This is a genomic window from Scytonema sp. PRP1, from assembly GCF_036697665.2.
GTDB lineage: Bacteria > Cyanobacteriota > Cyanobacteriia > Cyanobacteriales > Nostocaceae > Kalymmatonema > Kalymmatonema gypsitolerans.
The window spans coordinates 1-12489 of the sequence record NZ_JBAHYJ020000044.1; the positions used below are offsets into that span (position 1 = coordinate 1).

Annotated in this window: 9 protein-coding genes and 1 CRISPR repeat array; all 9 genes read right to left on the bottom strand. The window is 42.0% G+C overall.

Annotated features, from left to right (window positions below):
• Positions 1-1929: a CRISPR direct-repeat array (repeat unit 37 nt; unit sequence GTTTCAATCCCGTTGCCGGGTTTCATTAATTTGAAAG).
• A 212-nt stretch (positions 1930-2141) separates the two neighbouring features.
• Positions 2142-2435 (bottom strand): CRISPR-associated endonuclease Cas2, encoded by a 294-nt coding sequence (gene cas2 / locus V5G28_RS08315; protein WP_332994873.1) that lies wholly within the window; start codon positions 2433-2435, stop codon positions 2142-2144.
• Positions 2432-3409 (bottom strand): type I-D CRISPR-associated endonuclease Cas1d, encoded by a 978-nt coding sequence (cas1d, locus tag V5G28_RS08320; protein WP_332994876.1) that lies wholly within the window; start codon positions 3407-3409, stop codon positions 2432-2434. The genes cas2 and cas1d overlap by 4 nt, the downstream gene beginning before the upstream one ends.
• A 2-nt stretch (positions 3410-3411) precedes the next feature.
• Entirely contained in the window at positions 3412-4002 is a 591-nt protein-coding gene (cas4, locus tag V5G28_RS08325; RefSeq protein WP_332994879.1) for a CRISPR-associated protein Cas4, read from the bottom strand.
• 28 nt (positions 4003-4030) lie between these two features.
• Complete coding sequence (gene cas6 / locus V5G28_RS08330; RefSeq protein WP_336230111.1) at positions 4031-4894, bottom strand: CRISPR system precrRNA processing endoribonuclease RAMP protein Cas6; 864 nt, start codon at positions 4892-4894, stop codon at positions 4031-4033.
• Entirely contained in the window at positions 4875-5651 is a 777-nt protein-coding gene (gene cas5d / locus V5G28_RS08335; RefSeq protein ID WP_332994884.1) for a type I-D CRISPR-associated protein Cas5/Csc1, read from the bottom strand. The genes cas6 and cas5d overlap by 20 nt, the downstream gene beginning before the upstream one ends.
• Positions 5652-5737: 86 nt before the next feature.
• The gene (cas7d, locus tag V5G28_RS08340) at positions 5738-6727 is read right to left on the bottom strand and encodes a type I-D CRISPR-associated protein Cas7/Csc2 (protein ID WP_332994886.1); all 990 of its coding nucleotides are present in this window, start codon (positions 6725-6727) and stop codon (positions 5738-5740) included.
• An 11-nt stretch (positions 6728-6738) separates the two neighbouring features.
• Entirely contained in the window at positions 6739-9693 is a 2955-nt protein-coding gene (gene cas10d / locus V5G28_RS08345) for a type I-D CRISPR-associated protein Cas10d/Csc3 (RefSeq protein WP_332994888.1), read from the bottom strand.
• A gap of 10 nt (positions 9694-9703) precedes the next feature.
• On the bottom strand, positions 9704-11833 hold the full coding sequence (gene cas3 / locus V5G28_RS08350) for a type I-D CRISPR-associated helicase Cas3' (protein WP_332994891.1): 2130 nt from the start codon (positions 11831-11833) through the stop codon (positions 9704-9706).
• Between the two features lie 200 nt (positions 11834-12033).
• Positions 12034-12324 (bottom strand): hypothetical protein, encoded by a 291-nt coding sequence (locus V5G28_RS08355; protein WP_332994893.1) that lies wholly within the window; start codon positions 12322-12324, stop codon positions 12034-12036.
• Positions 12325-12489 lie beyond the last annotated feature (165 nt).

Here is a 12489-nt window from a genome sequence, read left to right on the forward strand (position 1 = left end):
GTTTCAATCCCGTTGCCGGGTTTCATTAATTTGAAAGTATTGTCAGTCTGGTAGTAAAGGAGCTTCCCATTATGTTTCAATCCCGTTGCCGGGTTTCATTAATTTGAAAGTTGTAATCTAAAGGGGGATTTCCTTGGTCTTGAAAGTTTCAATCCCGTTGCCGGGTTTCATTAATTTGAAAGCTCCCCGTCGGAGTCCACTGTACTCTATCTCTAAGTTGTGTTTCAATCCCGTTGCCGGGTTTCATTAATTTGAAAGGAGGAATGCCCGGAGTTTCCCCTCATCCAGACACGTTTCAATCCCGTTGCCGGGTTTCATTAATTTGAAAGTCCTGACATGATTGCCAAGGATGCTCGGCTACAGTTTAGGTTTCAATCCCGTTGCCGGGTTTCATTAATTTGAAAGCTGAGTTTGATGTGCAAATCAAAAAGCATAATACTGTTTCAATCCCGTTGCCGGGTTTCATTAATTTGAAAGAACCTTCACTCATTATATGGACGCTCCCTAGTAGTTTCAATCCCGTTGCCGGGTTTCATTAATTTGAAAGTTTTTAGCCCTATATCCCCGGTGTCAATAAAACTTTCGTTTCAATCCCGTTGCCGGGTTTCATTAATTTGAAAGCCTAGAATCATTCATGCTCCAAAGGCAGAACGAAAGTTTCAATCCCGTTGCCGGGTTTCATTAATTTGAAAGGCCGCAAGCCTGGAGCGTTTGTCTTGACAGTTTCGGTTTCAATCCCGTTGCCGGGTTTCATTAATTTGAAAGTCTTCATAGCTGTCTGGAGGTGGCAAGAACTCTGGTTTCAATCCCGTTGCCGGGTTTCATTAATTTGAAAGTAGTTTTGGGGTGGTTGTCAAATATATATTTTTCGTTGTTTCAATCCCGTTGCCGGGTTTCATTAATTTGAAAGTTCTGTCATCTTTTCTTGTTCAACTAAAATTTTGTTAGTTTCAATCCCGTTGCCGGGTTTCATTAATTTGAAAGTTCCTAATTTAGGAAACTGAACATAGCCATTATCTCGTTTCAATCCCGTTGCCGGGTTTCATTAATTTGAAAGTGGAATCGCACTACTCGGAGCTATCGCCATACTTGGTTTCAATCCCGTTGCCGGGTTTCATTAATTTGAAAGTCGGGGGATTTGCACTGTGCTGCGTTAACGTGAGAGTTTCAATCCCGTTGCCGGGTTTCATTAATTTGAAAGTTTTGCATAGTTTTATAAAAAGTTGGTAACAATGTTTCAATCCCGTTGCCGGGTTTCATTAATTTGAAAGCACCCCAATTAATTTCTGTTAAGTCGATTGGATTGTTTCAATCCCGTTGCCGGGTTTCATTAATTTGAAAGTTAATCTTTTGGTCTAGTTGATTAGCGATTAGATTGTTTCAATCCCGTTGCCGGGTTTCATTAATTTGAAAGAATACAGTCACACAATGAGCAACTATTTAGATATTCTCGTTTCAATCCCGTTGCCGGGTTTCATTAATTTGAAAGTGCTAAAGGTTTTTTTTTCACAATTAAATATACGTTGTTTCAATCCCGTTGCCGGGTTTCATTAATTTGAAAGCTAGGAGATCGCGACGAGCAAGTCAAGCTGAAAACCGTTTCAATCCCGTTGCCGGGTTTCATTAATTTGAAAGTATAACTCAGTACTAGAACTTGTCAGAACTGGAAATGTTTCAATCCCGTTGCCGGGTTTCATTAATTTGAAAGCAGAACAGACCAACGTGATTTATCGTCGGAGAATTGTTTCAATCCCGTTGCCGGGTTTCATTAATTTGAAAGAACCACTGGCGATACTGAGTACAAGTTAATTGAATTGTTTCAATCCCGTTGCCGGGTTTCATTAATTTGAAAGCTATCAAGGAAGCAATCGAAGCTGAGGAAGCTGAGAACGGTTTCAATCCCGTTGCCGGGTTTCATTAATTTGAAAGTCCGCCAGGTAAAACCCAGTCATATAGGGCTTTGTACAGCCCCTTTTGGCAGGTCTGTTTTGAAAGTCCGTTTCCAGGATTCATCAATGGGAAAATTGACAAGTATCAAAACTTGTAAAGTATTGATTTTTCAAGGTTCTGAGCAATTTGGCGGGACCCCCGGTATTTTTGCCCGTGCTTTGAGCCGCCAAAAAATCTTTCAGCAATCAACATTATAATATGATAGTTTCCTCCTGTCTGGGCTTATCTGAACCATAAGTAATGGTTTTTTTCACGGCACCAGCATCTAGAACATAGATGCGAACCGAATCCTCAGTCGGTTTAATTAAATCCTCGATTTTAATTTTCAGCTTAGCAAACTGCATGGCGTTGAGAAAACACTCAAATATGCTGTACTGCGTCCACTTGCCATAACCAGAAAGCAGATTATGCAGCTTTTTTCGACGTTTGTTACCAGTCCTGGTATCAGGAATATCGTAAATGACCAAGTAAAACAACGTACTCATCGTAGTGCCAGTGGTTTGTAAACAACTCCTTCCTGTAGGTGGCGGCTTAATAATCGTGCTTGCAGTTCAATTGCACGTCGATAGTGACAGCGATAGCCAAAGGTCGGATGCTTAAACTCATCATTCATTTTGCGTTCCCAGCAGTTAAGGAATTTCTTGCGACCGCTTTCGCAAAGTCGATAAGCACCAAGACTTTCGGTAAAATCATCGAACTGTAGTTCTTTATGACTAATAACTGAGAGAATGAGATTATCGGCAATCAGCGGACGAAATTCCTCCATCAAATCCAAAACCATTGCAGGTTGTCCCCGCGTGGTTTCGTGCAAATAACCTATGTAAGGGTCTAAACCTGCCATGTGTATTGCTGCTGTGACTTGCACTTGCAAAAGTCCATAAGCAAACCCCAGCAATGCATTGACCGCATCAGTAGGCGGACGGCGATTTCTACCGTTGAAAGACCACTGTTCGTTGAGCATCGCTGACCAACAAGTGAAATATTCCCGCGCGGCTAAACCTTCGATACCCCTGACTTCATTGAGCGTTGTTTGTTCTTTGACCAGTTGTTTGCGGGATTTAAGGGGGTTATCTTTTTGAGCGTGGCGGTAGAGAACAGCGTACTGGTTGTGGATTTTGCCAGTGACTATAGTTTTAACAAGTTCTAACCGTCGTTTTTCATCATGATAGACAGCGTATTGTGCCAACCGCAATTGACCGTTACGTGAGTAGCCAGGAAGCGCCGAACCCAAATATTTGCCAAAGCTAGAAAGGTAATGCACTGGCATTCCCAGTTCTAATGCATACGTCAATGCATCACCCGTTATTTGGGGATTTCCCATCAATACGACTTGCTCGACGGTTTGCGCTGGAACCGAATGCTTTGCCCAAGAACCATCTTCTTGTTTTAATGCCACCTTAAAGGCTTCTGCGGTTTTACTTAAAACGGCATCTGGTTGCGTAACATAAAGTACAGACATGGTTATTCCTCACGATGTAATTGTTTGATTTCATTCGGTAAACAAATGTTTTTTAGGCTACAGTCACGGCATTTCTTAGGATTGTCGATAGGTAGGGGCATGGCACAGTCGATAGTTGTACGCGCCGCGTTAATTGCTTGTTGTGTTGCTTGCCGCAATGCGGGTGTAAAATCTACTCGCTGGCGACGGCGATTGGCATAATAGAAAATTTCGCCATAACTAATCGTTCGCCCCGTGCGTTCTTCAAGGCACAATGCCGCACCACAAAGCTGAAAGTGGTCGCTTAGATGATTCGCCATTCGACCTTTTTTGAATTCCACTGGAACCAGTTGGTTATCTTTTTCCTCAACTGCGTCGATAATTCCGTGAACGTACAGGCGATCGCTCCACACCCACTGATGACGATAAATTACCTTATCACTCTCAGTGTATTGACCATCGGTGTCTACATTGCGGTGTAAATGACGACCAATAATCATGTGTTCGTTATCGGCATTTTCTCCAAGTTGGTATTCTAGATAAAAGCGGCGAGGGCAGTATTCCCAAGCATTTAAGTATGCTAAGGGGAGTGAATAAAGTTCCGTGTTGTTCATTGATCAGCTATTCGTGATTACTTCGGAGTTAAATGGTGCTTTGATGCTGGTTTTCGCTGTTTCGTTTTTTTGGTTTGGAGGTTTGGCGTAGTGCGCTTGTCATCGCTAGTTGCGTTTGTCCCATGCCCATCGAGGTTTTGCGCCCTACCCCCGAAAAAAACGCAAAATTGGCGAGGATAGTTGCCATCTTCGCCGCTTCTACTTCGTGGAAGCGATAGCGCACCCAACCCTGGGTACCAATTTCCGCACCTCCTTCAAGTTTGAGCGCGTGGGTTTTGAGGTCGTATGCTGATACCAATGCATTCCATTCCATCGGTGCAAGTTGATATTGGGGTGGAGCAAATGCGTTCCAGCGTCGATGCAGCGAGTTAAACACTAATTCCGGCAGCGGAAATGTCTGAACGCCTTGGTTTTGTTTGAAGCTGGTGGGTGAGAGAAAGTGCAATTCGATGTCGGTTAAAACTTGAGGAGGATGTGACAGCAGCCCATAATCTGCGGCACCTGCAAGTCGATGGGTACCCGGTATGGCATACATATTGCGTAACACAAAGGGGAAATCTGCCAAGATCAGCGTTTGGGTTTCCGATTGCTCAAACCCGCGTAATAACGGTTCGATTAAACTACCATCTAAAATCCCAATGCGAAAATAAAAATAATCTCCTATCTGCGTGCCTGATGGGCGGCGATTTCCCAATAAACCCGAAATACTCAAAGGTGAATTCTGGCTGGCATGAACAATGGACGCTGCCTCAGAATTTCCTAACGCTAGCCATTTTAAAACTAAAGCATGTAGCGCACGCGATAAAGTTGGTGGTATATCTCCAGCATCGGCAGCCGCAAGTTCGACTACGACTGAATGTAATGTTGGGGAGTTATGCGGTTGCAGCAACATTTCCTGCTCCATAAGATGTCCGTAGTGGTAAACGAATCTGTTCGGGTAACTGGGGAAATTGCGATTTGAACTCTTTCCAAGCATCACCTGTTGCTTCGCAATATTCACCACGCAATTGAGCTTGGCTCACTAAACTGACTGGCGGCATAACAATGCGGTTGTACAGCAGGATTTGGGTATCGCTTGGTAAGTCCAGTGGGTTTAATGGGTGTAAGCATACATATTCCCCCGACTTAACTTGAATGAGCGAATCTGGAATTTTTACGAAATCAACATGGGTTTTGGCAGCCCATTTACCCAGACGTATCCAACGCGGGAAGTTCATCGCTTCGGGTGCAATAATATATGTGCGATATAAGCTGCCGACAGCTAATTCTTTGGCACGTCCGTAGTTAATGGGATAATTTTTATCTGCTCCTTTATCGCCAAACTGTTTGGACTTACCATAGTAAGCAACTTGGGCAGCTTTAAAAGTATTAATTTGGTAAGACCAAGTCATCGGTTGTGCTGGAAATACATAAATTCCAGCTTTATTTAAATGCAGAAGATTTTGCTCAGCTTTGCTATCCAAATATGTAGGTTTCTGCGCCATTTCTCCTTGGAGGCGGTATGGTTGGGGAATATATTTGATTCCGAATAATGCAAAACTCAGTGCCCAATTGTGCAAATATTTTTCGGTTTCGTAGAGAATTCCCATCTCTCGCGTGGCAAAAAATACATTGTCATGCAGTGTGAGAGTGCAATGATAAAGCGGCATAGAAAGTCCTAGATTTTGAGTTAGGAGTGTAGGTTGAGGTGGGTGATACCCACCTGTAAGGATTAATCAATACCTCGAAACCAAAGTTAATCTTTCTTGCCTTTTTTCTTCAGCGCACCAAAAGATTCTGCATAGGCTTTGGTTTGCCCGTATAGTGAGGTTATAGTTTCGCTCAGGCGTGTTTCGTCTTGGTATAACGCGCTTACTTCATTAAGCAGTTCTTCTAATTCAGAACCAAAAATCATCTTGCTTTTCCGAACAGGTTCGTCATTCAGTAAAGTCTTTGCCACTGTTTCCACTTGATGTAAAATCTCGTCAATTGGAGCATTTATATCACCTTTTAATGCGTCGTAGAGAGCCTGCGTGTAATGCAGGTTGCTGAAGATTTCACCATCACAGAAGGCAATTCCAGCAATATAGTTCTTCATTGTTCCAGTGCGCGACTCTTGAGCGCCATATCGTTTGGTTCGCAACAAGTTCCCCAACACATATATAAAACCTTCATAGGTAGTATCCCGCAAGGTTTCAATAGTAGGAAATGTCACTTCTGGAATCACATGATCTAATTCGTTAATAGAACTTCGCATTTCTCCTGCTTCGCTCATCGTTCCGCCTTCAAAGGGTGCATTGAAAGTAAAACTGCGGTGTGATTGTTCGTAGGTGCTAAGAGAAAATGCAGAATCAGAGTAAACTTTGGAACGTTCCGAACCGCTATCACCAATTGCAAATCCATAAATAATGCAGTCAGGACATTTTTTACAAGATTTTTCGCCGTTGTATTCGCAGTATTTATCTTTATTTGATTCCTCAGCAGTGGTGAGATTAAGTGCGCGAAGTAATTCGCGTCCTGCAAGGCGTTCGGGGGTGGTTTGCTTGCGCTTAAACATCACCAAACGGCTAATTTGCTCTTTGTTCTCCAGTCCGGCTTGCGTCCGTGCAGTGTTAAGAATTCCATCAGTTTGAAATACTGGAAATGATTGGCTATGTCGCACCATAATAAAGTGGATGTATTTCCCTGTAGCCAAGCGAGGGAAATTTGTTTGAAATTGTGGCTTTAAGCTTTCTAAAACTTTCATGATTTTTCTCCTTATGATTCAGATTTTGATGAATTTTCTTGCAAAGCTAACCAACGATAAGCAAATTCAGCACCAGACTTTATCCGATTGCGGTTTTCTTGTAACAAGGCTCTGTCACCTTTATAAAGCTCAAGAAATAACTCTTTAACGCAGGTAGTCATAAAAGTGTGAATTGCCGTTAATTCTCGTGCTTCTCTTGTGGCAATATCTACAGATTTATCCATTATTAACGGACGTTTGTAGACTTCTTGACGTTGTAAGGCATCTTTGATTTGTCCGGCGGCTTGTAAAATCAAATCATCCTCATCAACTTGTTGCGGTACAGTAAGAATGACTTCCAAAGCCTTAGATATTGGTAGTAATATTGTGTGGCTTGATTCGCTCAATTTAGCTTGATAGAATGTGCGATATTGCCGCACTAACTTTTCCATGAGTTTCATCAAATAAATTCCTCCTGTTTTTTCTGTCTCATTTTTTGAATTCTCATTCTCTGCTCCTACCCAGACTTGGGCATATTGCCAATAATGTTGAACTTCTTCATTTGTGGGACGTTCTTTAGTAGGACGTTGTTTTTTATCACGACGCAATTGTTCTTCAGCTAAAGCGAAAATATTAAGTACATTGGTGCTAACTTCTCTCACAGTTTTAATGAAATCTCGCCACTTTGCATCAGGCGGCGAACTACGCGTATCTAAATGCAAGCTGTAAGCAATTAAAAGCCGTTGCGTTGCGTTAGTAAAATCTTGAATTCGCAAGGAAGTTGATAAACCTAATAAGTTCCAAAACCCAGCAGGTCCATCAACAATTATGGATTCTTTAAAGTCGCTGTCGCTGTTGTAAAGTGGTACATAACTGCTGGTAGCTATGACTTTCACTCCTAGCAACATGGGAAGTGTTAAGGCTAAAAAAGCAGGTTGTACCCAAGCATCTGTCAAGGTTTTACCACGTGTTGTTGTGTAACTCATTGCCATAAATGGTAACTCTTCATATTTATGCTTATCTTTCTCAAAACGACCTAATTGTGCTTCTTCTGATAGCCAATTAACAGATTGCAATCCACTGTAATTCATTCCTGCTTCTAGCCATTTTTTACGTACATCCCAAAGATTGACCTGCTTCATATTGTTGACTAGCAATTTGATAGCAGCAGCAGTTTGAGGTGAATAAACGTAGGCGGGGAAGATGTACAAAAATATTGGTTGCTGTTCTTCGAGTTTACCTGCTGGTACTGACCAGAAAGCTTGACGCAGTAGCATTTCCAAAGCCCATATTTTGGAAATTCCTCGTTTGATTTGCCGACCGCCAAGGGCATTTTTATTGCTGTACTGCTGGGGTTTAAATAATACAACAGAGTCCATCTGGTCTTCTGACTCAAATTCCCCAGAACTCAGAGAACAAATTGGTTGTTTAGCAGCTTTCGTCTTAGCATCGATATATGCAGCAAATTCACCTGCAAACGCTGGTTGTTCTGTTTCCCATCCTTTGACTTCTAAGTATTGAATCAAATAACGGTCAAAGATTTCACGGATGGGGCTATGATGTTCAGGTAGTAAGTTGTTATCACTTGCCCAAGTTGCTAAATCTTCTGCCCATTGATTGAGTTTTTCTGAAACATCTTCAGGTTTTAACGTGGGATGATTGGCAATATAATAAGCTGCTGCTTGATACCAACCATAATTGACTCCTCCTGACTGTACTTGTGTTTGTTCTGGTAATATTTTGTCTTGGATTTCTAAATTATTTAGCATCCAAGTGATATATTCTGGGGAGTTACCAAAAAATTCTTTTTGAGTCAAAAAGATAAATTCAGCGATGCGGTCAGCACGAATATCTGCACCTTGAGTGAGAAATTCTTTTTCAGATTCAGTTAAAGATAACTTCTCCAAACGTTTAGGTGTTGCAGGGTCTTTTTGATTATTGACACGCGCTGTGATGACATTTGGAAGTTGAGGAATCAGTTCAGCAGCAGAAAATAATTCTAATGTTTGGGGAGCAACTTTTAGTCCCTTACCATCTCGTTTAAAGCCGATATCTCCACCCAGCATTCTGCTACCTAAAACTCCGCTAACCTGACGCCAAATAAAATCTTGGAGTTCTAATCGGTCGGGAGTTTCGCTATTATTAGGTGCGAGATAAACGACACCTTGAGCAAAAAATAAAATTGGTTCCCATCCTAATTCTTTGGCAAAATTCACTGTAGCGTTGTGGATACCGTTAGTTAGAATACCTAAAGTATCCCGCAGGCGGTGATACACTAATTTTTTCTGAATACCTAGAAAACGTAGGTGTTCGCGCAGGCGATCGCCTCCAGATTTCGTATCAATCTCTCCTGGATCTTTAAGATGAACAGCAATGTCTCCAAAGCCGAGAAGATGGCGCAAAGGTAGCTTCAGGCGACGGGAATCGTTAATTTTAAATGTTTCCCAGTAAAGATTTGTTCCTTGTTTAAATTGGGTGTTTTGTGCCAGAAAAGCAATATCTGAAAGATATTCCCGCCATTCGGACCAAAATAAGTCAAAATCAAGTTTTTCTCCTAACTCTTGACAAACTTCCAGAATTGCCGGAATCTCAGAAGCGTGAGGAGGTTTCTTACCTTTACTACGACAATGTTTGTCATAATCATGGAGGGTAATTCCTAAGCACAAAAGCCGCTTTTCAATATTTGACAACGATAAATATTGGCTCAAATAAGGAATTAAATTCCAAGATGTTAGTAAGGCATTCAACACGTGCACCATTAAACTTTGGTCTGGATTTTGCGACCATTCTTTAGACCGTTCCCTGGCATATTGATCGCCAATTTTGCATAATATTTGATAGTGCGCTTCTTCAGAACCTCCTAATGCAGTAGCTAGAGAAAATTCTCGTTCCAATGCTGGCAGTATAGTCTCAATATATGAAAGCAGAATGGGGTCTGTATCTGCTGGTAAAGTTTCAATCAGCAGAGTTTGCAGTAGAGTTGTCATGAGGATTTACCTAAAAGATTGATGATTCAAATCGGTTGCTGTTAAACTTTTTCAACCGCCACTTAAGAGCTTCTAATAGCAACGCATCTTGATTAAAAGCACAGCCGTAGGGTTGTTCTGAAGCATCCGTAAGTCGATATAGACCAAATAAAGGGTTGAGTTTGAGAGTTTTGCTGACATGCCAATGGCTAGTAGGTGAACCTTTACGAACAGAAACCAAAAATCCAAGGAATTTCTTTTGTTTCAAGCAAGTGATAACGCCAGATTGAGGATGTCCCGCTAAACTCAGCTTGTCTACTAAAGAAAGTTCACCAACTTTCAATTCGCTACTCTTACGGTTGCAATGCAAGCTGATATTAAATCGTTCATCTACCCAACTTTGAACGCGAAGATAAACATTAATATACTCATCTGGAAATTCTTCTTCTCCATGACCAGATTTAGATGCTGCTTTCAAGTATGTTTCTCGGTCTGTGACTTCTACCATTGCATAGGGTAAAAATCTCAGCAGGTCATAAGTGTAAAAGCGATTATTGTCCCAAACAGCAGCTTGGAGAGTTGAACCACCCCGAAAACGCAAAAGTTCGTTTTGAGTCGCTTTACCAACGTCATGATTCTGTAAAGCAAACCACTGCTTGCGTGCACATTCCAGGTTTTGCGGGTAGACACGTTGCAAATCTTCAGTCATGCGATCGCGCACCTGTTGGCTTACCTTGGCGTTTTCCCGACTCATGCGTGTTAGCATTCCCTGTGCTTGCAATGCACCCCAACGCTGACGATATTCATCGAATTCTTTGGGTGCGTCAAAAGCATAGGCGATCGCATCTGTTAATTCACTTCGTTCCACCCTTTGGTCGGGGCTGAGTTTTTCTTGCAGTCTCGCCATTACCCAAGGCGTATGACCGGGAACCAAAATAAAAGCTTTGTACGCAGAACAACCAGGATGTCGTCCCAAGCGACCCAATCGTTGCACTATAGTTGCTGAATCGCTACTCTCAAAAATTAACAGATGAATTCTAAAGTCAACGCCAACATCTACAGCAGATGTCCCAACAACCAAAACTGGTTGGTCAGCATTTTTTAGTTGAGTTTGGGTTTGTAACCTTTCCTGGCGGTCAATTCGTCCGCTAATTTCTTTGACGATGACTCCTGGTAGTAATTTCTGAAGTTTCTGAGTTATGAGACCTGCTTTGGCAACAGAATTGACGATAATTAATCCTCTGCCTTTTGCTTCTGCATCCAAAATTTCTTGAATGCGAGGAACCATTTCAGTAAGCCATGACAGTGTATCTGTATCTTTTAATTCCACAAACTCTAGTTCAACACCTTGAAGAATTTGCCGATAGCCAGGAGTACTTTCACTAGAATAAACTCCTTCAATTTCTGCAACATTGAACCCAGAGGAGCGCAGTTGTTCAATGAAATCTAATTTGGGTGTCGCCGAAGTAAACAAGAACCGCCTTGGACGTGACTGATTTTCCTGGCTACGGCGGATGAGTGTCATGCTGTTCAAAACTGCTGCTTCTTGATGCGGTCCAAAAATATGAAACTCATCAAACACCCATAAATCAGGAAATTCTGCCAATGCTAGAGGTAGCAAGTCGCTACCATAAGCGGAATCTCGATACTGGAAGTGTGTGATGTAATGAAAAATATCAGGATTAGTCAGCAGAAATGGTTTATGTTCGATAGCCAATAGCAGTTCTTGAAACTTGTTACTTTGTTCTGCTTGTTTTACCCGGCGACTTAACTCTGCACCAAACAGGCGGTCAACTCGTTGAGAAGCATCCAAACCAAATTTTTTGTGATAATCTTTTTGTTGTTCAGTCTGGTCTTCTACCAGTTCGATAGTGGGGTATAAACCCATAATGCGAAAACTAGGATTCAGCAGCCCCGGTAAAGAAGCACCAAGAGATTTCCCATCTCCGGTCGCAGACTCATTAAAAATAATGTCAGCTTCTCCTTGCACGACCGCAGCACAGGTTTTTGCTTGGTGAGAGGAGAGGGGACAGGTGCAACCTTCCGGCGGGTAGAGGCTGGGAGCCTGTTGGTATACTTGGCATTCTTTTTTACAGCCAAGCGGACAGTTCCCAACTCCCGGATTAAGTTGGGAGTAGAGAGGGTGTAAGAAAACTTTCACGACAGTCTGAGTATCTCGATTGCACCCAGCATAATACCCATTTTGGAAAAGTTGTAGTCAAAAAATGACTATAATCTTTGATCAAGCGATCACCCATCTATAGCTTATGTCCAGCGATTCAATTAAAATCGCTGGCAGGTAGTGTCTGGTGCAAGATATTGAAAAGTAAAGCTTTGGCTATGTCATTGTAAGTTCACAAGCTACATATTAATGAAACTTGTAGGCGAAAACTTCACATCCAATAGATAATGATTTCCTCGCTTTACTTTTTTTGAAGGACTAATAATCAACTCCCCATATAAGTAAGGAACTACAAACCCTCCTTCTTTCAACAAGCGGTCTCTGACAGTTGTTACAGAAAAGTCTTGTCTAGCAACTGTTACGATAAGACCCTTAGTTTCTGTAGTTGTAAGCTCCTCAGCTAACTGAGCTTGATAAAGATCCAAGTTTAGGCGCGGGTGTCTGTTGGTTGGACTATAATTCTTAGACATGGGAGGCAACTCCTTTTAGTAAACAACACCAAAAGATGAAGCAGCACGATACGTGTTTGTGCAGCTGCTTCTGCGATTAACGTTGCAAGTAAGCGTCATGGGAAGTACCAGTTCCTGTGGCGCTGTTTGCTTTGGTGTCAATTAATATAGCACCAATCTCAATGA